This is a genomic window from Desulfosediminicola flagellatus (assembly GCF_005116655.2).
In the GTDB taxonomy this organism is placed as follows: Bacteria; Desulfobacterota; Desulfobulbia; order Desulfobulbales; family Desulfocapsaceae; genus Desulfopila; species Desulfopila flagellata.
On record NZ_CP050698.1, the window covers coordinates 4,580,038 to 4,605,841 of the forward strand.

Sequence of the window (25,804 nt, forward strand, 5' to 3'; positions counted from 1 at the left end):
CAAATGCTGCAGGGCGTATATCTAAACTACAATGACCGAGTAAGGGCAACAGCCGATGAGGAATTGTTGTTAAACATTGTTCGATTACGTTACCTCGATACCATAGAGTTTCTCGCTATCAACTCCATCAGCGCCCAGGCCTCATATAATGTATCGTTGGGGGCAGAATTAACCATCAAAGATTCTGATTCCACGTTAGTCATCCCAGAACTGAACTATTCCGATCGACCTACATTTTCTTTTAGCCCGCAACGCGGAACACAATTCGCCAAACGTCTTGTTGAACCTATAAAGATCGACACCCTGGCTTACCTCGCCGCGTCGGACTGGCCCATCAAGATTTTGATGCAGTTGCTGGTCAAAGAAATCAATGGCGTCGTCAACGAGTCGCACGGGGATATCGCGAGTTTTTACAAAATCGCGGACACTCTTGGCGATTTGCAGAAAAAGCATAAGCTACTCATCGCTTTCACTGAAAACCAGAAACCGATATCCGCACCAATTGAAAAAAGCCTCCTCAAAGCATCAGATCTCATCTCCGCTGCGAAGGCTGGCTACACCTTCATACCTGATGAAGATGGCCTTTACCTCAGGCTCTCTCAGCCCAACCCTCAACCGATTATGTTCTTGCGAACCACTGCTCCGGAAGGGCGGCATATACTAAAGCAATTGAGGGTTACAAAGACTGACGATGAGCCAATCGAACTGCGTGCCGGTAGCAAGCGCCAGCTCCACTCCTCAAGTTATAATAATATTTATTTGCGCACACGCTCCGTATTAGGTGCCATCGTCTACCTTACCCAAGGGGTAACCCCTCCACAATCGCACATTGACAGGAATCTCACTTTCAGCACCTGGCCATTCCCTGGACCTGATAACGACAACATTAATCAGGTCTTCAACGTTCAAGCCTCACCATCTAGACCACAGGCAAGTCTCGCTGTGCAATATCGCGGATACTGGTTTTATATTGATGAAACTGATCTCACATCTAAATCAACATTTCTAGTGCTCTCTGAGATATATCGGTTATCCCTCGTCGGTTCCGACCGATCCCAGGCCCCATTACTCACTCTTCCGTTAGGAGGGCCGTAATACATCGTAGCGAATAACTACAGTGATAAACCTCATGCTGCACTGGCTACCCCATAATGGCTCAAGCTATTTGCTACAACAGCGGAAGGGTCCGACTATCAATATGTTGGAAGAGTTCATGGCTGTAATGAAGAAAAAATCACCAGAATTGAGCAAAACCTTTCAGGAACAAGTTAAAATGCCTGATTCTTCCTAAAAACCGACAATGCTATGGATGATCTTTGCTAATTGGAAGAATAATGTAAATATTGATTTTTCTTCCAATACATAGACAGTGTCAGCAGGATATCAATGTTCTCCGGAGTATCTTCAACAACAAAGACAATTTACATCTCAGGGTTTATAGTAGATTTTCTTTGCGGGAGAGTGATTTCTAATATTGAAAATAAACTTTCCGGTTCAATAGGTTTCTGCAGGTAAGCTTCACCTCCTATTTCCATATCATCCTCACACACTTCAAGGCCATCCATACCCGGCATAACAATGTCGGGAAGAATCAGATCGGATGGTAAAGGCGAGCGAGCTATATCGTCAATGCTATTTCACCATTAAGTGCAGCTCTCACTTTATATTGATCTCTTAGTAGGCCAACCAAGAGATCAATGCAGCCGATCTCCCCAAAACAGTATCTCTGTAGATCGGTTGATCTATGATTACGGAGATCTATGAAAAACATACTCTGTATAGCAATGAATTTTCGGCATCGCACGAAAAACCTGACAAGGGTTCTGATTTACTAAAAGAAAATCCCAATACTACCTCACAGCCCACAAAGATATCCTCGTGAGATTGCTCTGCTCCTCCATTTTTGATGGCTGGAGGTTGCAAATTTCCAGCCCTGCCCTGATAATCAGGTAATACTCGACTGTCAGCTCTTTGCGCGTTGCACCCAGGAGGCTGTCCAACAAGGGCCTTTCGAAGTCTACGCTATCTGCCCAAACTCTTCGGAATTTTCAAAAAAACAATGCTCTCAATATCATCTATATGGCTGTGCTTATTTTTTAAAAACGTCTCGATTTTAACCAAAATTCCTATCGAGTAGAATTAGACACCTGAGGCATGACATGACACTAGCCACAGGTGACTTCAGCTGTTTTCAAGATAGTGCTGATACGGACTTCAACGCTGTTTCTTCAGTATTTCACAGAATCTTTTTCTGTAATTTACCAGAGGGCTACATATAACCTACAAATACATAAGCCAATCAACCTAAGTCTTTTGCTGAATCCAACAATTCAAACACGGAGTAATGATGATGAAAAGATATGATCTTTCTGGAAACTCAAAGATAAAGCGCAGCTTAGGTTGTTTACTTTTTATTGGAGGAACGATAGCAATTTTGACAGGAGCAAGCTATGCCTCTACCGAGAACGTCGCAGACAAGGATAAAATTGAGGAAACCCTCAAGGGCGACTGGGGACAGATAACCTTCAACCTGCGCTATCGCTATGAATATGTTGACCAAAAGGGTCTCAAATCCACAAGCGCTGATCCCATCCGTTTGCGTCTTGGATACTTAACACCGAAATTTTCAGGATTCCAGGCATTTGCCGAGTTTGAGGGTAATACTCCTGTGTTTGCCGATGATTACAATGATACTACGAACGACAAGACGGAATACGCGGTGATTGCCGATCCATCCGAGGGTGAAATCAACCAGGGGTGGCTCTCCTATGAATCCATTCCGGACTCCATGGTCAAGGCCGGCCGCCAGCGGCTTCTCCTGGACAACCAGCGCTTTGTTGGCGCGGTAGGCTGGCGGCAGATGGAGCAAACCTTTGACGCGGTGAACATCTTCAACACATCTATCGGGAATTTCGCCGCAGACGCTAGTTTTATCTGGAATGTTCGCAATATAATAAGTGCAGACGTCCGCATGCAGTCTCCACTGCTTAACCTGAAATACACCTTCAAGGGTATTGGTTCCCTTACCGGATACGGCTACTGGCTCGACTACGACGATCCTGATAACTCGGGTCCCTTTCCATATGCCTTCTCTACCCAGACTTTCGGCCTGCGTTTTAACGGCCAAACCATGGTGGCTGAAAATTCACTCAAACTCCTGTACACAGCAGAATACGCAAGCCAATCAGACTACAGTGACAATCCTGAAGATTACACCACCAATTACTACCACCTAATCGGCGGCATCACGGTCCCTAAAAGTAACTCCCTCGTAACTGATATCACTGGCAAGATCGGCTACGAAGTCTTGGGTTCGGACAATGGGGTATCGTTCAAGACGCCTCTGGGAACCAATCATGTCTTTAACGGCTGGGCCGACCAGTTTCTGACCGTGCCCCCTGAAGGGTTGAACGACATCTACGCCAGCCTGAGTAGCATCATTGCCGGAATCAAAGTGGATCTGATCTATCATGATCTCCAATCCGACAAAGGGGACAGCAAGTATGGAACGGAATTCGATATGATGCTGACAAAGAAGTTCGGCAGCCACTATACACTCCAGGCAGCCTATGCAAACTACAATGCCGACGAATATAAAACAGATACCGAGAAATTCTGGCTCCAGTTTACCGTGGCCTACTAGATGTAAAGCCCTACGGGCCGTAGCCAAGCCCCAGAGACTGACCGGGTGCAGTTGACATATTTCAATAAGCGATCCGCTCGACAGGCCAATGTCGATTGGTCTTCACATGTAACATCAACAGTATAGACAGAGCAGATAAGACACATTTATGAGTCAACATATGAACGAATCTCATATGTATATCACTGTCAATGGTGATGAGAGTTGTTATACCTAATGGAATTATACATAAGCTTCATACCCATGTATCCTAATTTACGAAAACTGCAGTAACTTGGGAAATGTCTTCAAAAAGACCAGAGAGAAACCAGAACAAAAAAAAGCCCTTACAGAAAAATACTGTAAGGGCTTATATCTAAATGGTGCCGGGACCAGGAATCGAACCAGGGACACACGGATTTTCAGTCCGTTGCTCTACCGACTGAGCTATCCCGGCACCGCGTCTAGCGCGTTTTGGAGAGGCTTATTTACACAGAATCGAAAAGGGTGTCAACAGCTTTGATAAAAAGCTCAAAAAAAGAATACTGAAAAACAATATTTTTTCGAGCGAACTGACACAAACACCCCGTTTAATACTGGCGCCTTACAGCACATACACGTCTTGAATGTTCATCTTTAGTGCATTATGCTCAACCAGTTTATCTTCGTGAAAAATGTTCATACCAGAATGCCTATTGTCATGTCATGTGTCAGATGTCGTAATAATGTGAAGCTTTTTCTCTTCCTGCAAGGCATGACTGATGGAGCATAGCAGCGCTATGTAACTGAAGGAGTAATGAAGTCAGGAAGTGAAAAGGGCAAACAGCATTAGACATCTGAGGCATGACAGGACACTAGTAACATGCGGGTTAAACAACCAGCCGAGTTCACCCTCAACGTATCCACATCCTGACGCTATTCATCGAGACTCGAACGGATGGCAACTGCCAGCTGGTTTGAGCTTACCGGCTTGTAAAGAAATTTCTTTACGCCCTGTTTTAGGGCATCTTCCAAAGTAACAGTTTCACTAAACCCTGTATAAAGGATGATTGGAAAATCACTCCTGATAGACAAAAATTCCTGAGTCAGCTGAATTCCAGTCATTGTTGGCATTGTCTGATCTGTTAAAAGCAGGTTGAAAGCCATCGGATCGTCCCGGAAGGCAGCCAAACCATCCAGAGGATCAGTAAACACACTTACCGTATACCCAAGACCCTGCAACATAATGCGGATCATTTCTGACAACTGTTCTTCATCATCAACAACCAGGATATGTTCATTCCCCCGAGGAAGATCAATGTAATCTTCTTCGGGTAAAGTCTGCTGATCTTTATCCGTACACGGTAAATATATTGTAAAACGTGTGCCAATCCCTGGAGTACTCGTCAACTCGATTTCGCCTTCATGCTCCTTGATTATTCCATGCACAACAGACAACCCCATACCAGAGCCTTCTCCGGCAGGTTTTGTCGTAAAAAATGGCTCAAATATTTTCGATACGATTTCTTCAGATATCCCCTGCCCTGTATCTTCAACAAAAAGGAGTAAATGCGGTATACGACGGACCGGTACTCCATCACGAACAATTCCAGCTTGCTGAACACCAACTGTAATGATTCCTCCGCTGCTTTTCATGGCCTGGTAACTATTGGTGCAGAGGTTCATTATAACTTGATGAATTCTCCCCGCATCAGCATATACCGGAGAAAGGTTCGATTCTATCTTGTCTCGAATTTCTATAGTTGAAGGAATAGAGGAACGGAGCAGATCTAAAGCTTCCCTGGCAAGATTACTGAGATCGACAGCTTCTTTGGAACTCTCTCGGCGACGACTGAAAGCCAAAATCTGGTGCACCATCTCCTTAGCTCTATGAGCAGCCATCAGAATTCTACTCAAATGCGAATGTGTCACTGAGTCAAGCGACTGGTCACTTAAGATTATTTCCGCATAACCAATTATTGGAGAAAGTATGTTATTGAAATCATGTGCGATCCCACCAGCAAGGGTGCCAACAGTCTCAAGTTTTTGTGCGACAACAAGCTGCTGCTGAAGCTCTCTCTGTTTTCTTTCCATCTCATATCTTTCGCTGAGATCAAGTACGGAAATAAATACCTTACTCCAACTTTCCTCATAACCATAAGGGAGCGAGGAATGTACCAAAACAGGAAAAATTTTCCCGTCAAGAGTACAGTTTTCAACTTCGACCGTAAAAGGACGCCCTTCGGCAATGGAGACAAGCTCTTCGAGCATCAGATGCTGGCACTTTTCCGGTACAAGCTTATCTAAAGAAAGGAGAAGCTCTTCTTTGCTTGCAGCATTATACAGATCAACACTGGCCTGGTTGACATGAAGTGCCTTTACCAGACTCAGGGAATAGCCGATCTCTTCAGGATGCTCACGAAAATATTCGCGGAGATCACTCACTCCATCCGCTTGAAGCGTGTTCAGATGCTTCCTGATTGCCGAGAAATCCTGCTCCCATAACGAGAGTGGATTGTGTTCAAAAAGAGAACGATATCGTTGCTCACTCTCCCGTAAGGCCTGCTCGGCAAAAATTCTGTCACTTTCCCGCTGTGCGAGCTGTTTGGTCATTTCATTAAAAGCAGAAGCAAGAATTGTTACTTCTTTGGAATAACTTGGAAGATCTTCGTCATAATCAAGCTCCCCGGCCGCCACATGTACTGTCTTCCTGACCAGCGCCTGCAGAGGATCAGCTATATAGCGACCGCCATAATACCAGCAGAGATAACCAGTTATTATGATAATTCCCGCGAGAACAGAAACATACACAAACATAGTATTGTTCACCCGAGAAAATATGATATGACGGGGTATACCGACAAACACGAAAACATCGTTGTTCTCGTGACCCACAGTGACCTTGTGCAACCAGTAAGTGTTACCGGCATGCTCCGGCCTTCGCTGGATTCTGCCCTCCTGCTCATTTTCAGGGATTGCCAGACTGCGAAAGGATGAAATATGCTTACCTATGAGATTGTGTTGTGGTGAAGAGTTGTAAAGAATAGCGCCCTGCCTGTCGGCTATAAGAATATGCGCCCCCTCAGGCAACGACAGCTCCGCGAATAACCTGTCGTACGCCCCAAGATTCAATGCCGCCCCAATGATATACCGTAAATTACCATCGGCAGCTTTCACAGGATAAGCAAATGGCAGGGATGCCTTTCCCGATGTTCTGCTGATTATAAAGTCTCCAACGACAAAGTCCTCAGTCTGAAGAATGCGTTTATACCATCCGCGATCTGCCACATTAAGGGGGGCCTTCAACGGAAGGGAGCAGCACTCGATAACACCCTCAGGGTTAACAACGACCATCGTGGAATAATTTGGCCTCTCGGCATGCATGTTCTTCAGAGAAGCATTGCAGGCATCACCTTTCATATCCTGAACACCAGGGAGATGTGCCATTACAGAGAGGGTCTGCCTCGTTTCCTCAATGAATCGTTCCTGCCTTTCAGAGAATAAACGGATTCCATGCTCCACCTGCAATTCAACATACGCCATTGCCTGTTGACGAAGCATATATCCCGAGTACCAGAGGTGACAGAAAACGGGTATCAGAATGATGAGGATAATAATCAGGATTTGTTTACGAATCCCTAGAGAAGGCAGGTTCATACCATTTTCTGAGTTGAGGGGATGGTAAATTGAAGATTACCAAAATCGTAGCAGGCAACAGAACCGATGTCAATCCGGACTAATATTTGCTCAATGAAAACATTGAAATATCCAGTTCCACAACAAGGCGGTGAGCATAAATACAGACACACTCCCGCCTCACCATCAAGTACCTGAAGTATATAGACAATTCCAATAACCACCTACCCCAGCCTGGAAAATTTACATGGAAGGAGTGAGGTGAAAGGATTGATGAGTTTATAACACTGGTCGAGATGAACTCAGCCACTTGCTGAATCAACAGATTTCTTAAAACTGGATATCTGAGCTTTATTTGGCTGAATACGCTTCCTCCCTATTCACCTACAGTCTCACTCTGACAGCTAAAAAATGAGATAATAAGGTATAGATTCTCATACTTATGATTACATTTCGCACTCAAGTCGATACACACCAATGTACATGCTATCTCTTATCCTGGGGGTTGAAGCCTATAAAAGCTGGCGCGCCCTTGAACATCTTCACGCCTCAAACCCAATCGTTTGTCATGGGAACATGATGAAAAAAAGGAATAGATATACGATGAACTACAACAATGACCGACCAGAAAGCAAAAAAAAAAGCCCTGACAGCAATTACGCTATCAGGGCTTATATCTAAATGGTGCCGGGACCAGGAATCGAACCAGGGACACACGGATTTTCAGTCCGTTGCTCTACCGACTGAGCTATCCCGGCACCGTGTTTAGCACGGTGTGAAGAGAGGTTTTTTTACACAGAATCAGAGAGGGTGTCAACAGCTTTTTGCCCCTTTTCTCAGTTTCCTTAAAATATTATTTATCGTCGAGACCAAGGTCTCCAAGATCAAGATCGAAGTTCATTTCGTCATCAATATCTATATCACTGGAAGCAGGTTTTTTCTTGGGTGCCGGGGTATCCTCTTCAAAATCCAGAGAGAGATCTTCCAGAGAAAGGTCGTCCATCCCACCTGTTTCAACCGGTGCTTCTTTGACTTTGGCAACTGACGGCGCTGATGGCTCCAGATCATCGTCACCAAGGTCGAGATCAAAGTCAAGATCAAGGTCAAAATCATCACCAGTTGCGTCTGCCTCATCCTTGACTTCTTCTAATGATGGCGCTTCAAGATCAGATATGTCATTAAGCTCATCAGGCATTTCTATCGGCGGAGCAGGCCGTTCTTTATCATCTGAATGACTCCCTCCCGGAATATTTCCTATACCTGGCAACTCATCACTGTCATCATCACTGTCAAAGTTGAAAGATATCTCACCATCATCATCATCGGACAAGCTGATATCAATATCATCGTCATCATCGTCGCCGAGATTCAGTTCAATATCAGTCGGCTCATCGTTAAGATCGAGATCGATATCCGGGCTATCGTCAGTTCCAGCATCGTCAAGGAGAATGTCCAGATCGGGATCGCTGATCTGGTCTTCGTCAAAGGCGTCATCAACAACGTCAGCATCAAACATGTCATCGGCTTCTGAATCATCCGGTTCCCTGTTGAATACCAGAAAGCTGGGGGCACCAACATTATAGACTGATCCGTGTAGATTGTTTGATACGTCTGCAATATCCTTTTTGCATTTCAAACAATTTTCCAGATGATCAAACGATATATAACCACATTTTGGACAACGCATGAGATCTTCCCTCTTCTATTACCACCATATAGGCGTGTAGTAATTTCCTACCGGGCACAAACTCCTGACAATAGGATTTTTTCTACTATCGCACACTTTTCCGGAAATAATCAAGTAATATTCTCAGATAGATAGAGCGAATTTGCAATGAATCACAACTATTACAGCAACCAGTCCATTCCGATGTCACATGAAGGGGCGGAATGGGTCAATGCCCCAATAGAAATAATATCAACGCCACAGCGTGCTATTTCGGCTACCGTATTGAGGTTAACTCCTCCTGATGCCTCAACCAGAGCACGACCCGCTATCGTTTGTACAGCTTGAGTTATCGTATCACAGGACATATTATCGAGCATAATAATATCTACACCGCAAGCGATGCATTCATCTACCTGTAGAAGAGTATCAGTCTCAACCTCAATTTTGATAGTGTGCGGTATTTTCGCTCGCACTCTCTTAACAGCCTCACGTATTGAGCCGCAAGCAGCGATATGATTATCTTTAATCAGCACACCGTCGGTGAGGTTGAAACGATGATTTGCCCCTCCACCCACCTGAACAGCGTATTTCTCAAATATTCTCAAACCCGGAGTCGTCTTGCGTGTATCGGTAACCCGCACGTTAGCGTCACCAACAGCTTCGACAAACATGGAGGTAAAGCTGGCGATACCGGACATCCGCTGAGCAAGATTGAGTGCGACCCGTTCTGCTTTCAGCAAATCGACAACAGGACCGGATACAGCCATTAACACATCACCCACCTGCACCCGGCTCCCTTCATCAACCATTTCAGATAGGACAATTTCCGGGTTCTGTACCTTAAAGACCTCAGCGGCAACGGTTGAAACACCCGCTACAATAAAAGGTTCACGTGCCACCAGACGGGCACTGCCCATCTGGGTGTTGCTGAAAATCGACTCGCTTGTCAGATCACCTCTGCCGATATCTTCACGCAGAAAGTCTCTTATCTGATCGTGTAAAAGGTTTTTATCCATTTCTTCCCTCTACACTAAGCGATTTTTTTCAAGCGTTCTTCCGCTTCATCTATCTTGGCAAGTTTTGCATCCAGCTGATCTTTCTCATCCTGCACCTTGGCAACTACAGCATCCGGTGCATTTGAGAGGAATTTTTCATTACCAAGCTTGCCGTTTACCTGCTTGAGTTTGCCTTCGACCTTTTTACGCTCGCGTGCAAGTTTTTCAAACTCTGCCTCTACATCAACCAAGCCGGCAAGCGGTACGTAAATCTCAAGATCGTTGTAAATATAGGTACCGGCATCATCAGGCTTATCGCCGCTCTCCTGAACAGTAAACGAGCTCAGTCTCGTCATATCCGAGATAGCAGAGCTAAAACCGGTAATGAACTCACGCTGTGCTGCATTCGGACAATTTAAAAATGCATCAATCTTATTTGATGGATGAACCTCAGCCTCAGAACGGATATTTCTGATACCGGTAATTACACCCATAATCAGTGTCATCTGCTCCTCAACTTTCTCATCTTTCCAGTCAGGTTGAAGTTGCGGGAACTCGCTGGTCATCAGCGGGCTGCGCTCGCCAGGTAATACGCTCCAGATCTCTTCTGTTACAAACGGAGTCACCGGATGGATAAGCTTAAGGATGGTCTCAAGCACGGTCAGCAATACGCCCTGCGCCTGCCTTTTGGCTTGCAGGTCATCACTGAACAGATCCGCTTTAATCCACTCGAGGTACCAGTCGCAGAATTCACCCCAGATAAACTGGTAATTGGCAGAGGCAACCTCGTTAAAGAGGTACTCATCAAGACCCTTGCGAACTGCTTCAATAGTGGTCGCTGTCCGGCTTAATATCCACTGATGAACAAAAGGCAGCTCTTTTGGATTGGCAACAACATCTTTTATAGACTCATCACAATCGCCTACATGCATCAGGACAAAACGCGCCGCGTTCCAGATCTTGTTGATAAAATGACGATATCCTTCAATACGGTCTTCATCGAGCTTGATCTCACGTCCCTGCGCTGCAAAAGCGGTAAGCGTGAAACGCATCGCATCGGTACCGTACTCTGCCATAACTTCCAGCGGATCAATAACGTTACCGGTAGACTTGGACATCTTCTTGCCATGCTTATCACGAACCAGCGCGTGGAGATACACATCCTTAAACGGTATCTCATCCATAAAGTGGATCCCCATCATCATCATGCGGGCAACCCAGAAGAAGAGGATGTCGAAACTGGTAATAAGTACAGAGGTCGGGTAGAAGGTTTGCAGCTCTTTTGTGTTTTCAGGCCAACCCATTGTAGAAAACGGCCAGAGCGCAGAGGAGAACCAGGTATCAAGAACATCGGTTTCCTGGATAAGCTTTGAAGAAGAGCATTTCGGGCAGCTTGTCGGGTCGGTTGATTCAACAATCAACTCACCACAATCTTCACAGGTCCAGGCCGGGATACGATGCCCCCACCAGATCTGGCGTGAGATACACCAGTCGCGGATATTGTCCATCCAGCTGTAAAAGGTGTTGTACCAGGTTTTTGGATAAATATTTATATTGCCGTCTTTAACCGCGGCAACCGCCTTATCAGCCAGCGGACGAACCGAAACAAACCACTGCAGTGAGGTGGTCGGCTCGCTCACGGTCTTACAGCGATAGCAATGACCAACAGCGTGATCGTACTCTTCAATCTCAACAAGAAAGCCCTGCTCTTTTAAATCTTCTACAATCTTTTTTCGGCAGGCAAAACGTTCGAGCCCCTGATATTCACCGGCTTCCTCGTTCATAAAGCCTTTCTCATCCATGACCTTCAGACGAGGCAGGTTATGACGAACACCTATCTCGTAGTCATCACGGTCATGAGATGGTGTAACTTTCAGCGCACCGGTTCCAAAATCTTTTTGTACATGATGGTCGAAAACTACAGGCACAACGCGACCGGTAATAGGCAGTTTAATTCCGATTTCGCCAAGGTGAGCATATCGCTCATCATCAGGATGTACGGCAACTGCGGTATCACCAAGCATAGTCTCAGGTCTGGTGGTTGCAACCACTACAGAGCCGGAACCGTCAGCATACGGGTATCTGATGTGGTAAAGCTTACCCTTGGTATCCTCATGCTCAACTTCATCATCAGCTAGTGCAGTCTGACAACGCGGGCACCAGTTGACAATATAGTCACCCTTGTAAATCAGGTCTTCTTTATACAACCGGACAAACACCTCACGCACGGACTCAGACAGCCCCTCATCCATCGTAAAACGTTCACGGTCCCAATCGCAGGAAGCACCCAGTTTTTTAAGCTGGTTAATAATGGTGCCACCCTTCTCTTTACGCCACTCCCATACTTTTTCGATAAAGGCATCGCGGCCAAGATCGTGGCGCCCTTTGCCTTCAAGCGCAATCTGACGCTCGACAACGTTCTGAGTGGCAATACCGGCATGATCAGTGCCGGGGACCCAGACGGTGTTGTCGCCGCACATACGGTGGTAACGGACAAGAATATCCTGCAGAGTGTTATTCAGTGCATGACCGACATGCAGAACACCTGTGACATTTGGCGGAGGGATCACAACGGAAAATGCAGGCTTGCCATCTTCCATTTTGGCTGCGAAACAGTCCTGCTCGTTCCATTTCTCAAGCCATTTATTTTCAACTTCTGCAAACTCATATCCCTTGCTTAACAACTTCTCTTCTTTCTGTGCCATAATAGGTGTCTATAGGTGATGTTCTACACGTTTATATTGATATCAAAGTAGTTAATTCCCATCCGAAAACTACCAGATGCCTCAGTCTCAGCATTATGTCTTCAACTTGTCTGCATTACAAATCGGACACACGCCTCAATTTTGAACCACCTGCTGTCTTTTCGGTTGGAAACTCGTTATTACTTCTCGTTACGTCTATCAAATGAATGCACTACAAAATCCACTTTCTGATAAATCTGTATGCGTAGCGGTTCAGCTACGCCACAAGAATGCCTAACATGCGGAGCCATTCAAAGTGGTTACAGCCGGCCGAACCCTTCAGAAACTAACTATGAAACAGCTTTAGTTCAACTGTTTTTATTGATGTTTCAATGAAAAATGGATTTACCTGCAGATACCGGATACAACGGGCAGGCGTCTGACAAAAACTCTATAACGATCTGGCCTCAGACATCAGCGGACGTTCCAGGGTTTTGGCAGGTACAGATGTTCATAAAGCCCCATAGCATAACGGTCTGTCATACCTGCTATAAAATCGCACACCTCGCGATGCGCCTGTTTTTCATTGGACCATTCAGCAGGTCGTCCATCAGAAACCCATTCACGCCCCCGCTGACGCACAAGCCCGTTTTCCATAAAATAACTGTATAGGTGGCGGATAATCCTCTGGGCTTTTTCAAACTCGTTATGAACCCGATAATACCGATACACGTTTTCATATAAAAAGCCACGCAGATCAGTAATGGTTTCAAGCATTCTGTCGCTGATATGAAGACCACCGTCATCCGCCTGGAGAGTCTCAACAATAAGATCCCTGACCATTGTTCCTATCCGCTGTGAATGGCGGGCACCGACTACCCTTTTTATATCATTGGGCAGATCGCCCTCACGAAGTATTCCAGCCCGTAGAGCATCATCGAGATCATGGTTGACGTAGGCAATGATATCCGCAATGCGCACCACCTGTCCTTCAAGAGTTATTGCCAACTCATTCCTGTTTTTAGGCAGAATGTCGGAATTACCTTTTGAATGACGGACAATTCCGTTACGCACTTCAAAGGTGAGGTTGAGGCCTTTGCCGTTGTTTTCCAGTTTATCCACCACCCGTAGGCTATGCACGTAGTGCCTGAACCCGCCGGGATGCAATTCGTTTAAGGTTGCTTCACCAGCATGCCCGAAAGGTGTATGGCCTAGATCGTGGCCAAGTGCTATCGCTTCAGTCAGCGGCTCATTTAAACAGAGACCTGCCGCCACAGTACGTGCGATCTGAGAAACTTCAAGCACATGAGTAAGACGTGTTCGATAGTGATCCCCCATGGGGGCAAGAAAAACTTGAGTTTTGTGTTTTAATCTACGAAAGGTCTTGGAGTGGGTGATACGGTCGCGATCTTTCTGAAACGGAAGGCGGATATCAAACATGTCTTCCGTTTCCTTAGCCATCCGTCCCTGAGATTTTTTACTCAAGGTGGCATAGGGTGAAAGATATTCCTCTTCCCTGTCTTCCAGCTGCTTAATAATCGATGTGCCGTATACTGGTACAAATCCCATTTTATATATTCACTTTCCGGTCACTCACCGGATTATCTCAACGACTGTTTATACTCAACTTCAGAACACCGGACCAATTAGCGCCACCTGCCTGACTATAAAAAACACCGGAAGCATCGAAAACCAGTCCTGAAAGGGCCTTCAAACCTTTCTATTTCAATATATTCAACTTTTTGTTTACACCTCACTTACGTTAAGTGCAAGCAGGAAAACAGAACTACTCTGGAATGTTAGTCACATAGCGTTCACAATAATCGCAAAAATATATAAAATTTAAAAATTATAGAGTATTCTTTATATATCGACGGTCTGAGCCAGAACCATACTTACCGATCCTCCCGTCAAACCAAACTCATCCACTATTAATCATATGGGAACTGCAAACCAGTCGTTACTCAAACAACTACGGATAAGCAGCAGAGAGATCCAGCGTCGCAAGGAATTTTTCGGATTCACCAGTGTGAATAGCCAGGCACTCAAAACATTTCATGGAGACATCTCAGAACGTGTTCAGGAAGTTGTAGACAGGTTCTATGAACACATTCTCCCGTTCACAGAAATTGACAGACTCATCGGAGATGCGGAAACACTTAAAAAACTCCGCAACCACCAACGCATGTACATCCTGTCCCTCTTCCAGGGAGTATATGATGAGGAATATGTACACACACGACTACGAATAGGTGTAGTACACAAAAGAATTGGTGTTGAACCGAAATATTATGTTTCAGCCGTTCAAAATCTTGGAGAGATTCTCAAAAATCTGGTCATTTCACTTCATGAAAAAAACAATAGAGACGAGTGTTTCATTCTCACCTCTTCCATCGACAAAATACTCTTATTCGACCTCTCATTGATTTTCGACACATATATTCATAGTTTAATGGATGAGGTACGTCGTAGCCGGGAAGAACTCGAAAAGTATACAGAATCTCTTGAACACGTAATCAATGAGAGAACCGAGTTATTAAAACAACAGGCCAGAGTAGACGGACTTACCGGGCTGATTAATCAAAGCCACTTTTATGAAGACTTGAGAAAAGAACTTTCAAGAAGCCAGCGCAGAGGCCATACCACATCACTGATTTACTGCGACCTTGATGGCTTTAAAGCTTTAAATGACACACACGGGCATCGCATGGGCGATGAACTACTTAAAGAAGTAGCCGCTGTATTAAAAGAGTCAATTCGTAGAGATGAGCCTATCGCAAGATATGGTGGGGATGAGTTTTGCATTATTATTCCTGAAGGGGATGCACAGGATGCCAAAGCCGTTGCTGATCGCATAGTAGAGGTTATGAAAATCAAATTATCCGGCTACGAAATTGCATGCAGCATAGGAATCGCAACCTCCAGCCCTAACCACCTGCTGGATTCCGGTGCACTGGTAAAAGCAGCAGATAACGCCATGTATTTAGCCAAACAGAAAGCAGGATTCGCCATCAGTATTGCTAAATAAACATAATGAGAGGGAGGCTTAAAGATACAACATGAGCATGATACGCGTTCTTAAGATGATCGAAAAAGACCTTGATGCGATCTTCAATACCTTCTACTCGCAGATGCTCTCAAATAAAGATTTTGCTATTTTTTTTAAAGACCAGCAGCATATTGAAACCCTTATAGCCAAACAGAAACAGTACTTTATGAACTCCCTCACCATGACGGAGCCACAGGTTAAAATGCTGAGAGCAACCTACATCTCCAAGCGTAACGGTCGAAACAGAGTGACCTCATAAATCGCCTTTTAAGCTATCATTACAACCTGCACCACTATTTTTTCTCGAATTATGCACTATTGTACATTGACCGGTTTGTTGCTCGAAAATATGGCGAAATTACAATTACTATTGACTATTGCAGGGAGAAAGATATGAGACACGCTCACTCTTTTAAAAAGCTCTCACCTGAAGATTTACACACTCTACTCGTTGACAATAAAGAACATGCTCTCCTCATCATAGACACCCTCCCCAACGATCACTTCTCAAAAGTGCATCTTCCGGGATCAAAAAATGCCTGTGTATTCGAAATGACTTTTCTCGATCAGGTAAAAGCCCTGGCAGTAGAAATCAGCAGGCCCATTATTGTCTACGGAGCCAGTAACAATTCTCTTGATTCACGAACCGCAGCTGAGAAACTCTCGATGGCAGGTTATTCTGACGTTTCTGTTTTAGACGGCGGTATTGAACGCTGGCGCCAAAGCAATTACCCACTTGAAGGTACCAACACAGAACATGGAAGCAATGAAGATCCTGAGCGACTGCTCACAGATGGTAAGTATGCAATACTCCCTGAAGAGTGCAGAATCGGTTGGACCGGCAGGAATGCGAATAGCAGCCATTTCGGTACTGTAAACGTTTCCGGTGGGAATATAGTTCTGCGGGAGTCATCAATCCAGGGCAGCCTCACTATTGATATGGACTCTATTGAAAATATCAACCTTGCAGGAAATGAACTCCAACAGCTTCTTATTTCTCACCTTAAATCTGATGATTTCTTTTTTGTTGATGCATTCCCTGCGGCCCGGCTTGATATCCGCGGAGGTCGATTCACTCACCAGGCATTTCCCACACAACCCAATTGTGAGATAACCAGCACCCTTGATATGCGCGGCCTGCAGAATGACCTCACCTTTCAGGCTACGGTGGTAAAAGGTATGGACAACCACCTGCACCTCTCCGCTCATTTTGATATGGATAGAACCCTGTGGGGCATTTCGTATGGTTCAAGTCGTTTTTTTGAACATTTGGGAATGCATGCTGTATTTGATGACATCTCCATTGAACTGCTTGTTGTTGCAAAGCAAAACGGATAATTCGCGACGTTACTTTATTTGACCGATGTGCTTAGAAAAAACAGGATGGGAGTAATACTGTCACAATGTCATCGATATTTCCTCTACCCATAACCGACCTTCCCCGGGCAGATATACCTCTGCCCGGCTGTACCGCTCATCTTTCCCAGGGAGAAACGCACCAGATTCTTTTTATGGAATTTGCAGAAGAAACCCTTCTGCCTGAGCACTGTCATGAGGCTCAAGTCGGCTTTGTGCTTCGCGGCCGGATTGATTTAGTCATTCATGGTAAAGAACACACATTCACAGAGGGGGATCGCTACTACATTCCGGCCGGCGTCCTCCATTCAGGAAAAATTCATGCAGGCTATGCAGACATCACTTTTTTTGATGAAAAGAACAGATATTCACAGATTCAGCCCGAATGATTCACGAGTGTAACTGCGTTTTTGTCTTGTAAAAAGTAAACCGTTTAGCATACAACATGCAGAGAGGTCATGATTTGAATTCCTGCTCAATCTTTCTCTTTTAATACTTGACACTTCCATCGACAGTAATAACTATTATCACCAGCTCATAATTACGATAACAGATACTACCCTTTAGCATCTGAAACCAGACAAAAAAGGAGATTATAATGGCTACAATTACACTCAAAGGTAACGAGATACAAACCGTTGGTGCACTCCCGGCAACAGGGAGCAAAGCACCAGATTTTAAAATAACCAAAACCGACCTGTCAGAAGTGAGTCTCGGCGACTTTAAGGGAAAAAATGTCGTACTCAATATTTTCCCAAGCATCGATACACCGGTTTGCGCCACCTCTGTTCGTAAATTTAATGAGACAGCAGGCAATAAAGCGGACACTGTTGTTCTTTGCGTTTCTGCCGATCTGCCATTTGCCCACACCCGTTTCTGTGAAACTGACGGACTTAAAAATGTGGTAAGTTGCTCAGTTTTTCGTGCCGCTGAATTCGGCAAGGATTACGGAGTAACAATAACCACCGGTCCACTCGTCGGCCTGCTTTCCCGCGCAATCGTTATTGTCGATAAAGAAGGTAAGGTAAAATACACAGAACAGGTTCCCGAGATCGCTCAGGAACCAGATTACGATGCAGCACTCGCCCAGCTTGACTGATTGTAGTCAATAGTTCCATCTCCCTTCGAGCTTCTCGAAACTCAACAATGGTTTCGGGAAGCCACAGGCTCTCCACAGACTTTCCACAATCTGTACCCTATCTATTCCCAAATCGATGAGTTACGCCCTGTTTCAATGAAAACAGGTAGCGCATCAGCATAATTCAATACCTATCAATCCAGCTTCGATCTTTGCCTATTTAGGAAAAAATGATTGTCTTTACCCCGCGGTTTATTTAATACGTAGCTCACAACGGTCTCATAAGGACCTTCGGGATCAATCAAACCATCACTGAGCAACGGGGTATAATGGCATTATGAGTTTTAAAGTGGCAATCAACGGATATGGCAGAATCGGGCAATGTGTTCTGCGTGCACTCTACACAAGCCCTTTGAAACGCCATTTTGATGTGGTGGCAATAAATGAACTGGCGGATATCGAGACACTCACGTATCTGACCCGTTATGACACTACTCATGGCCGTTTCCCCCTACCCGTTCATAACGATCAGCACACCCTTTATGTCGGTAGTGACAGCATCAAAATCCTCAGAGAACAAAACCCGATTAACCTTCCGTGGAAAGAACTAGGCATCGATCTTGTTTTTGAATGTTCAGGATCTTTCGGCGATCGTGATACCGCCAGCCTTCATCTTTCAAGTGGTGCAAAACGTATCCTTATTTCGCATCCCGGCAATCCCGACATGGATGCCACCGTGGTGTTCGGCGTTAATGACGATCAATTAAAGTCGGAGCACCGTGTTGTATCAAACGCCTCCTGCACAACCAACTGTATAGTACCTGTGCTGGATCTACTCGATAAGCAACTCGGCATCGAGCATGGAGTTATCACCACAATCCATTCAGCCATGAATGACCAGCCGGTAATTGACAGCTACCACCAGACCGATCTCAGACTGACCCGCAGCGCCCTGCATTCTATAATCCCTGTCGATACAGGTTTAAGCCGTGGCATTCAGCGCATCTTACCTAATTTAACTGACCGCTTTGAGTGTCTGCACCTGAGAGTACCGACTATAAATGTCTCTCTTATGGATCTCTCGGTAAACGTCCGAACGGAAACGACAGCGGACGAAGTCAACACCATTTTCGCAGAGGCAGCCAAAGGATATCTACACGGACTGCTGGGCTACACCCGGGAGCCCCATGCTTCAGTTGATTTTAACACCGATCCTCATTCAGGAATTATTGATGCCACACAGACCAGGGTAAGCGGCAAGACAATGGTCAAGCTGATCTGCTGGTTTGATAATGAATGGGGTTTTGCCAACAGAATGCTCGAAGTCGGCCATAAATGGCTGACCCTCAAGGACTGATTTCCAGATTCTTTAATCAGGTACTCAGCACACTGTTCTGCTGTCTCGACGCCTCTACAAAACACATAACCGTTTTCTGTTCCTGAAATTTCTGCAGAAAACATCCCACCAGCAAATATCAGGTCTCAAATATCAGGTCCCCTCTGTTATCTGCTGGCTATTGGTATAAATCCTTTGTATTTTTCTCAGAAGCGATCAATACGCGTTCTATGGACAGAGATATCTCTGACCACACCATCCTGCTCATAGACGGTCGTGTCGTTTTCCCCTTAATCAGCAGAGCGACAGGCTAAACACATACACTACAGGAGGCGATCACGATGCTATATCGAAAAATGCCGAAAGTTTCCAAGGAACTCTCCATTCTGGGGTTTGGCTGTATGCGTCTGCCAACCGAGCAAAACGGTACCATTGATTCCCCACGTGCCATAAGCCAGATACGTTATGCCATTGATCAGGGGGTGAACTATCTTGATACAGCCTGGCCCTATCATGGCGGCAAGAGCGAACCGCTGCTTGGTGAAGCGCTTAAGGGCGGCTATCGCGACAAGGTCAACATCGCAACCAAACTCCCGTCCTGGATGGTGAAAGACCGGGCCGACATGGATGTTTACCTGAATAAACAGCTTGAACTGCTTAAAACAGAATCTATTGATTTCTACCTCATCCACAACCTGAACGGTCCTATGTGGGACAACCTGAAAGCAAAACAGGTTCTTGACTTTATAGATAAGGCCAAAGCCAGCGGCCATATAAAATATGCCGGTTTTTCTTTCCATGGTCACGTTGCCGACTTCAAAAAAATTATTGATGACTATGACTGGGAGTTCTGCCAGATCCAATACAACTATCTTGATGAAGAACACCAGGCAGGTCGTGAAGGCCTTGAATATGCTGCCAGCAAAGATCTTGGTATCATCATCATGGAGGGCTTACGCGGAGGCAATCTGGGAATACCTGAACCACCTCCTGAAATCGGTGCACTGTGGAACTCGGCTGAGCAGAAAAGAACGCCGGTTGAGTGGGCATTGCGCTGGATATGGAACCACCCCGAGGTAACCGTAGTGCTGTCCGGCATGAATCAGGAAGCACATATTGAAGAAAATTTACGCATTGCCAGTGAGGCTACAGCCAACTCTCTGACTGAAACAGATATATCCATCGTCAGCAATGTAGCAGCCACGTATAAAAAGCTGATGAAAGTCAACTGTACGGGCTGTGAATACTGCAAGCCATGCCCCGAAGGAGTAAACATTCCTGCTGCTTTTGAAGTGTTCAACAAGCTCCATCTATTTAAGAATGTTCAAGAAGCAAAATTTATGTATGCTATTCGCTGCAGTGGTATCCTTTCCGGCGACGAAGAAGGATATGCTTCTCGCTGTATCCAATGCGGCGAATGTCTAGAAAAGTGTCCACAGCAGATAGACATCCCCTCTGTCCTTGAAGAGGTGGTAACAGATCTGGAAGACGAAAAACTTTATGAGAGAGTAGACAAAGGCCGCAAGATGCTGAATATGTAAGAGGTAAAGGTTATGGGGAGGTAAACCGTTTGCGAAAACATTTATCCTCCTCCAGGAGGCTGTCCGACAATGGCCTTTGTTCCAAACTCTTCGTTATTTTCAAAAAAACAATGCTCGCAATATCAGTTATATGGCAGCGCTTGTTTTTAGATAATGCCTCGATTTTGGTCCAAACTCCTATTATCTGACAACCTCCTATGGGTGAGTCGGGACATTCAATGAGGCGTGTCGTGATCAATATTCAGGAACAGCATGTTGTCGAGAGCAATAAGAAGAAGCTGATTAACTTTTGTTCAGTCTTTGGAACCATTATACTCGCGGCGATCGTTCTTTGTTGGGTAGATCGCTACGGGATCAAGGTTACAATGCAGGAGTATGGCACCAAATGGCCATTTACTTATCCGGTAGCACGGCTTACCTGCGATGGAGGGATAGCACTGGTTAAAATTGACGGCAAGAAATACGGACTCACACATAAAGCCGAGGCAAAAGGCTACCCGTCAATAGATTCTGTATGGAGAGAAGACCCGGAAAAGCCAGGTTCAAAAATATGGCCTGGAGACATTACCGCCAGAGCACGGGAGCATTGTCGATACTAGGAGGCTGTCTGATATCGACATCGATTATCTTCCAACCTTTTATTTATAGTTGCGATTCATAAGCTCTTTCGCTTCGGACAGTGTCTTGCCTGCAAACCTGTGAGCAAGCGCTGTCTCAAGCATTTCCACTGAGACAGCTCCACTTTCTTGTGCCAGAGCGACAAGAGAAAACAGTGCCCTGTTGGCTGAAGAAACGCGGTATTCTTTGGCAAAGTCGACTGTAATAACCTTTGCAACTGTCTCAGGCAGAGCAACGTCACTGGCGCATATCACCAGTCCGGAATCGTTCATTTTGGTAAAAGCTGACTTTCGCCGATTAACACCAGCCTGATCAAGAGCTACTATAATATCAGGGTTCCTGATCCCAGTATAACCGACCGGAGAAGGTGAGATAATTACTTCACAGACCGAATGGCCACGCAGCACGGTTATTGGATAGTCGTTTTTCTGGGTTACCTGCATTCCTGCAGACATTGCAGCGATACAGAGCAGTTCACCGGCAGTATTAATGCGCTGACCTGCGGCTCCGAGCAAAAGAATTTCAAGCCGTTTTTTCTCGTGCAACGGATATTCCGCCGCTATCACAGCAGGGGTATTTACTGATTTCTGTTGTGAGGCGAGTTTTCGATAATTAGCTCCGAACTCGTCCCGCTGATTCTGCCCAATCGGCCCTGAATGTTTATACGCATCATCCGTTTTTTTAGTATTGCCCGCTTTTACCAGAGCTGCATTTCTTTTAGTGTACCGACCGGTGCAAAACCCTTGCATTTCAAGCAATGAAAACCCCTCATAATTTACAGCATCCCGTAACAGACGTGTAAGTTCTCTATCCTGGGTATCAGCCCTTGCCACCCATGGAGCTCCGGCAGCAGCCGCAACTGCGCAAATATCAAGCGGAGGTTCAAGCTGATTGAGAAATCCGGAAGCCGTAATTGCTGCTTCAGGAGTCGTGGCAGAAAACTGGCCACCGGTCATGCCATAATTGAAATTGTTCAACACCAGAAGAGTAATATCGAGGTTTCGCCTGCAACTACTCAAGACATGCGCCCCACCGATCCCCATACCGCCATCGCCCATCACAGTAATTACCGTAAGATCGGGATCAGCCATCTTTAAGCCAGTGGCATACGTAAGTGCCCTGCCATGTAAGCCGTGCATGGCATGTGTATTGAAAAACGTATCGAAAAGTCCGGAGCAACCGATATCGGTTACAAGAGCAACACGATTGGCAGCCAGTCCCATTTCACACAGAGCCGTATCGAGAGCACGGACCACTTTCTCGTGAGCACAGCCGGGACAGAACACCAGAGGTCGGCTATCATTTAACAGGCTGTTCATTTACTCACAACCTCCATAATTTTTTCAGGACTGATCAGCTCACCATCCATGCGGCCGTAATGAAGTACCGGGATATTGCCGGCAAGACGCTCGATCTCCAATACATATTGTCCAAGATTCATCTCAATCACCATCACTTCGTGCACCTTAACAATATGTGATCTGATAAGATTTTCAGCAACAGGATAGAGCGTTTTCAGAATCAGCAAAGAAACGGCATGCCCAGCGGCTCGCAATTCACTCAAGCACTCCTTTGCTGCCCTTGCAGTCACACCATAGACAATCAACAGCAACTCAGCATCGTCGACCTCATCAAGGTCATAATAGGTGTATTGATCTATCGATTCTTCGAGCTTTCCAGCCATTCGCTCAATAGAATCACCAATGATTGCGGTATCGATTGTGATATATCCATCAGGACCATGGGTCGAAGACGTCTGACGAACCGGCTGATCACCACCAATCGGTAAGAAATATGGGGTTTGCGTTTTTGGTGACGGCGTAAATGGCTGATACACATCACCATCAGGCCAATATTCCCGATGCAAAGTTTCTGGGATTTGAAGAGAATCAAGATCAATACTTTCTCTCGTCATGGCAATTTCTTTATTAGAGGCAATAAAGACAGGACAGCGATAACGCTCCGCCAGATTGAAAGCATGTAAAGTGAGCAAATAACAATCAGCAGCATCTACCGGAGCAAGAACTATCACCGGTAATCCACCACTGTTCCCCCAGCGCAGGAACTGAATATCACCATCTGCACCTTTGGTCGCAGAACCGGTCGATGGTCCAAGACGTTGAACATCTACTATGACGATAGGGATTTCCCCACCGACAGCAAAAGAGATCTGCTCACTAAAGAGACTTATTCCAGGCCCTGAAGTGGCGGTCATTACCTTTTTCCCTGTCATGGAAGCGCCGAGACAAAAACCGATTGAAGCGATTTCATCCTCGCCCTGCAGGCAAACTCCACCAGCGGGTGGTAACAGATTCAGCATATGCTGATAGATAGAGGTCGCCGGCGTTATAGGGTATCCGGCAAAAAAGGAACATCCCGCAGCCAGAGCTGCCCTGGCAACAGCTTCATTTCCGTCCATGAAGTACATCGACATACAAGAGCCTCCAAGACCTGTTTGAATGCACAAACATCACCTAACAACATATTGACACATATGCTGTCACCAGACAAGAGTCTGCGTTAGTTCAGAAGAGTTCAGAAGTATTCCTTCTTCCAGAATTATCTGAACATGGGTCGTTATATTCTCAATTTATTCTGGACAGAACTTGAGATTTTTTCCACAATCATGAGAATTCCCCATGAAATGCAATTCCATATTATCATTTCCATTTTTCAGGATTTTTTTATTTCTCTATTCCAATCGAGGTCAACAAACCACTTAAGCCACCGTAATAAAGCGTTTTTACTTATTGCATTTCCAGCCATACGTGGTATTTCCTACTTTTGCTAGAGCAGTACATTGAATGTACGATAAACACATCACAGACTTCGTCAGTTGGCCAGAAATAGAGAAGGTATAAATTTCAAATTTGGGGGAATTGAAATGAATGATCAGTCTATATTTATGCTTAGCAGCCTGTTAACAATCTCAACATTCTTGATGCTCTTTTGGGGATGCTGATTTATTGCTCGAAAAAAATTATTGAAAATCGGTTTACTATAACTCAGTAATTCAGTGTTTCAGGTATACGACAACTCGTTGGGTGGTGAGTAGAAAATGAAAAGCGCCTGGGAGGCTGTCCGAGAATAGGATTCTTTTTTCAAAATCGAGGTGTTTTTCACAGAATACGCACAACCCATATAATTAATATCGAAGTCTTCGTTACCTGTAGCACTATTTTTTGAAAATTCCGAAGAGTTTGACAGGTAAGCAAGCGAAGCGAGCCCCCGCAGAAAGGTTATTATCGAGCATCCTCCTGGCTCTTCGATCAGGTGATCTTCATATAGAGCATATCGAAAAGAGGAAACGAAAACAAATAGTATCACCATTACACGGCGCACAATTTTCAGCACATTTCAAAACCTTACGACACTTTAATTATTCCAGCATAATCTCATATACAGGAAGCGGTTCCTTTCGTGCAACACGATTACTTTCCTGCTCAAGACAACCATAATCAATCTACGAACTGAGAATAATTTTCTTTAGCTCCTCAGGGGCATCAGTAATTTATACTATCAGCAATCATACAACTATACTCAACCAAATAAATAGTTACAGATTCATAAATTTTTCAAAATTACCTATCCGAACATACAGTACGGGAATAACGTATGCGCTTTGTAAATCAAGAGTATCGAACAGCCAAGCTGGAGCTGGCATGTTTATCTTCAGGCTCCCTTCCAATGAATCTATTCAATGGAAAATATTTTATTTGTAGCACCTATGCCTGATACAAAAAGCACTATCAGCTCTGTATAAAAAGTTCATTATGTCTCTTCTTCGGTTACAAAAAGCAAAAAAAATACCGGAAAAATAATTTACCTGATCTTGCTAAAAACACAGATTGGCTATTCATCGACTCACGCATACACAACGCACCAATATGCTGTATTTCATATATTTACTAGTTACTCTGAGATAACAGGAACAAGCTTTTGAAGGATTCAATATGATGCAGTTGGTTTAGCACGTACCTCTAAATAATATTCAATTTGCGTATATATACGGATTGACGGCAGGACACGTGTTTGTTAGGTTAAAAATCAACTACTTATCAGGCGAATGTTTGAAATTCTTACATAAACCTGACAATAAAAATCGGTTGAGTTTCATCACTTTTTGATTGACTCTTATTGTTTGTAAGGCTATAGAGAGATAATATATTCTTTCTCATATATAGATTCCTGTTCTACTTTTGATTGCTAAAGATAAGTGTTTAAATAAACTCCATCACCCT

The 25,804-nt window shown here is 44.9% G+C and carries 17 protein-coding genes and 2 tRNA genes; 10 read left to right on the forward strand and 9 right to left on the reverse strand.

All coding sequences use genetic code 11. The features are described 5' to 3' along the window. The first annotated feature begins 3 nt into the window (after nt 1-3). Nucleotides 4-1,095 carry a hypothetical protein gene (locus FCL46_RS18915; protein WP_176371614.1) on the forward strand — a complete coding sequence of 364 codons (1,092 nt, stop codon included), beginning with the start codon at nt 4-6 and terminating at the stop codon, nt 1,093-1,095. Nucleotides 1,096-2,344: 1,249 nt separating this feature from the next. After that, complete coding sequence (locus FCL46_RS18920) at nt 2,345-3,643, forward strand: alginate export family protein (protein ID WP_136805691.1); 1,299 nt, start codon at nt 2,345-2,347, stop codon at nt 3,641-3,643. Between the two features lie 360 nt (nt 3,644-4,003). Here the strand turns inward: FCL46_RS18920 and FCL46_RS18925 are convergent. The 7 genes from FCL46_RS18925 to FCL46_RS18955 form a co-directional block, all read right to left on the reverse strand. Further along, nucleotides 4,004-4,079, reverse strand: a tRNA-Phe gene (locus FCL46_RS18925). A gap of 458 nt (nt 4,080-4,537) precedes the next feature. Beyond that, nucleotides 4,538-7,258 carry an ATP-binding protein gene (locus FCL46_RS18930; protein ID WP_136805692.1) on the reverse strand — a complete coding sequence of 907 codons (2,721 nt, stop codon included), beginning with the start codon at nt 7,256-7,258 and terminating at the stop codon, nt 4,538-4,540. Nucleotides 7,259-7,919: 661 nt separating this feature from the next. Next, nucleotides 7,920-7,995, reverse strand: a tRNA-Phe gene (locus FCL46_RS18935). Nucleotides 7,996-8,090: 95 nt separating this feature from the next. Then, a complete protein-coding gene (locus tag FCL46_RS18940; RefSeq protein WP_136805693.1) occupies nt 8,091-8,873 on the reverse strand; it encodes a hypothetical protein in 783 nt (260 codons plus the stop codon). A gap of 212 nt (nt 8,874-9,085) precedes the next feature. After that, nucleotides 9,086-9,922, reverse strand: coding sequence for a carboxylating nicotinate-nucleotide diphosphorylase (nadC, locus tag FCL46_RS18945; protein WP_136805694.1), 837 nt, complete (start codon nt 9,920-9,922; stop codon nt 9,086-9,088). A 14-nt stretch (nt 9,923-9,936) separates the two neighbouring features. Beyond that, a complete protein-coding gene (locus tag FCL46_RS18950) occupies nt 9,937-12,606 on the reverse strand; it encodes a valine--tRNA ligase (protein WP_136805695.1) in 2,670 nt (889 codons plus the stop codon). A 453-nt stretch (nt 12,607-13,059) separates the two neighbouring features. Next, nucleotides 13,060-14,154, reverse strand: coding sequence for a deoxyguanosinetriphosphate triphosphohydrolase (locus tag FCL46_RS18955; RefSeq protein WP_136805696.1), 1,095 nt, complete (start codon nt 14,152-14,154; stop codon nt 13,060-13,062). A 370-nt stretch (nt 14,155-14,524) separates the two neighbouring features. On the opposite strand from FCL46_RS18955, the gene FCL46_RS18960 reads away from it, so the two are divergent. The 8 genes from FCL46_RS18960 (at nt 14,525) to FCL46_RS18995 (ending at nt 21,544) form a co-directional block, all read left to right on the forward strand. Further along, nucleotides 14,525-15,613 (forward strand): GGDEF domain-containing protein, encoded by a 1,089-nt coding sequence (locus FCL46_RS18960; protein ID WP_136805697.1) that lies wholly within the window; start codon nt 14,525-14,527, stop codon nt 15,611-15,613. Nucleotides 15,614-15,644: 31 nt separating this feature from the next. Next, nucleotides 15,645-15,893: a protoglobin domain-containing protein gene (locus FCL46_RS18965; RefSeq protein WP_136805698.1), complete on the forward strand. Its 249-nt coding sequence runs from the start codon at nt 15,645-15,647 to the stop codon at nt 15,891-15,893. A gap of 134 nt (nt 15,894-16,027) precedes the next feature. After that, nucleotides 16,028-16,972 carry a YceI family protein gene (locus tag FCL46_RS18970; RefSeq protein WP_136805699.1) on the forward strand — a complete coding sequence of 315 codons (945 nt, stop codon included), beginning with the start codon at nt 16,028-16,030 and terminating at the stop codon, nt 16,970-16,972. A 65-nt stretch (nt 16,973-17,037) separates the two neighbouring features. Further along, nucleotides 17,038-17,379, forward strand: a complete 342-nt coding sequence (locus FCL46_RS18975; protein WP_136805700.1) for a cupin domain-containing protein — start codon at nt 17,038-17,040, stop codon at nt 17,377-17,379. A 209-nt stretch (nt 17,380-17,588) separates the two neighbouring features. Further along, on the forward strand, nt 17,589-18,089 hold the full coding sequence (tpx, locus tag FCL46_RS18980) for a thiol peroxidase (RefSeq protein ID WP_136805701.1): 501 nt from the start codon (nt 17,589-17,591) through the stop codon (nt 18,087-18,089). 316 nt (nt 18,090-18,405) lie between these two features. After that, nucleotides 18,406-19,425 carry a type I glyceraldehyde-3-phosphate dehydrogenase gene (locus tag FCL46_RS18985; protein ID WP_136805702.1) on the forward strand — a complete coding sequence of 340 codons (1,020 nt, stop codon included), beginning with the start codon at nt 18,406-18,408 and terminating at the stop codon, nt 19,423-19,425. A gap of 320 nt (nt 19,426-19,745) precedes the next feature. Continuing rightward, nucleotides 19,746-20,945: an aldo/keto reductase gene (locus FCL46_RS18990; RefSeq protein WP_136805703.1), complete on the forward strand. Its 1,200-nt coding sequence runs from the start codon at nt 19,746-19,748 to the stop codon at nt 20,943-20,945. A gap of 230 nt (nt 20,946-21,175) precedes the next feature. Continuing rightward, on the forward strand, nt 21,176-21,544 hold the full coding sequence (locus tag FCL46_RS18995; RefSeq protein ID WP_167505759.1) for a DUF2511 domain-containing protein: 369 nt from the start codon (nt 21,176-21,178) through the stop codon (nt 21,542-21,544). 39 nt (nt 21,545-21,583) lie between these two features. Here FCL46_RS18995 and FCL46_RS19000 read toward each other — a convergent pair whose 3' ends face one another. Further along, entirely contained in the window at nt 21,584-22,882 is a 1,299-nt protein-coding gene (locus FCL46_RS19000; RefSeq protein ID WP_136805705.1) for a thiamine pyrophosphate-dependent enzyme, read from the reverse strand. Continuing rightward, the gene (locus FCL46_RS19005; RefSeq protein WP_136805706.1) at nt 22,879-23,997 is read right to left on the reverse strand and encodes a pyruvate flavodoxin/ferredoxin oxidoreductase; all 1,119 of its coding nucleotides are present in this window, start codon (nt 23,995-23,997) and stop codon (nt 22,879-22,881) included. Before FCL46_RS19005 ends, FCL46_RS19000 begins: the two co-directional genes overlap by 4 nt. Between the last annotated feature and the right edge of the window lie 1,807 nt (nt 23,998-25,804).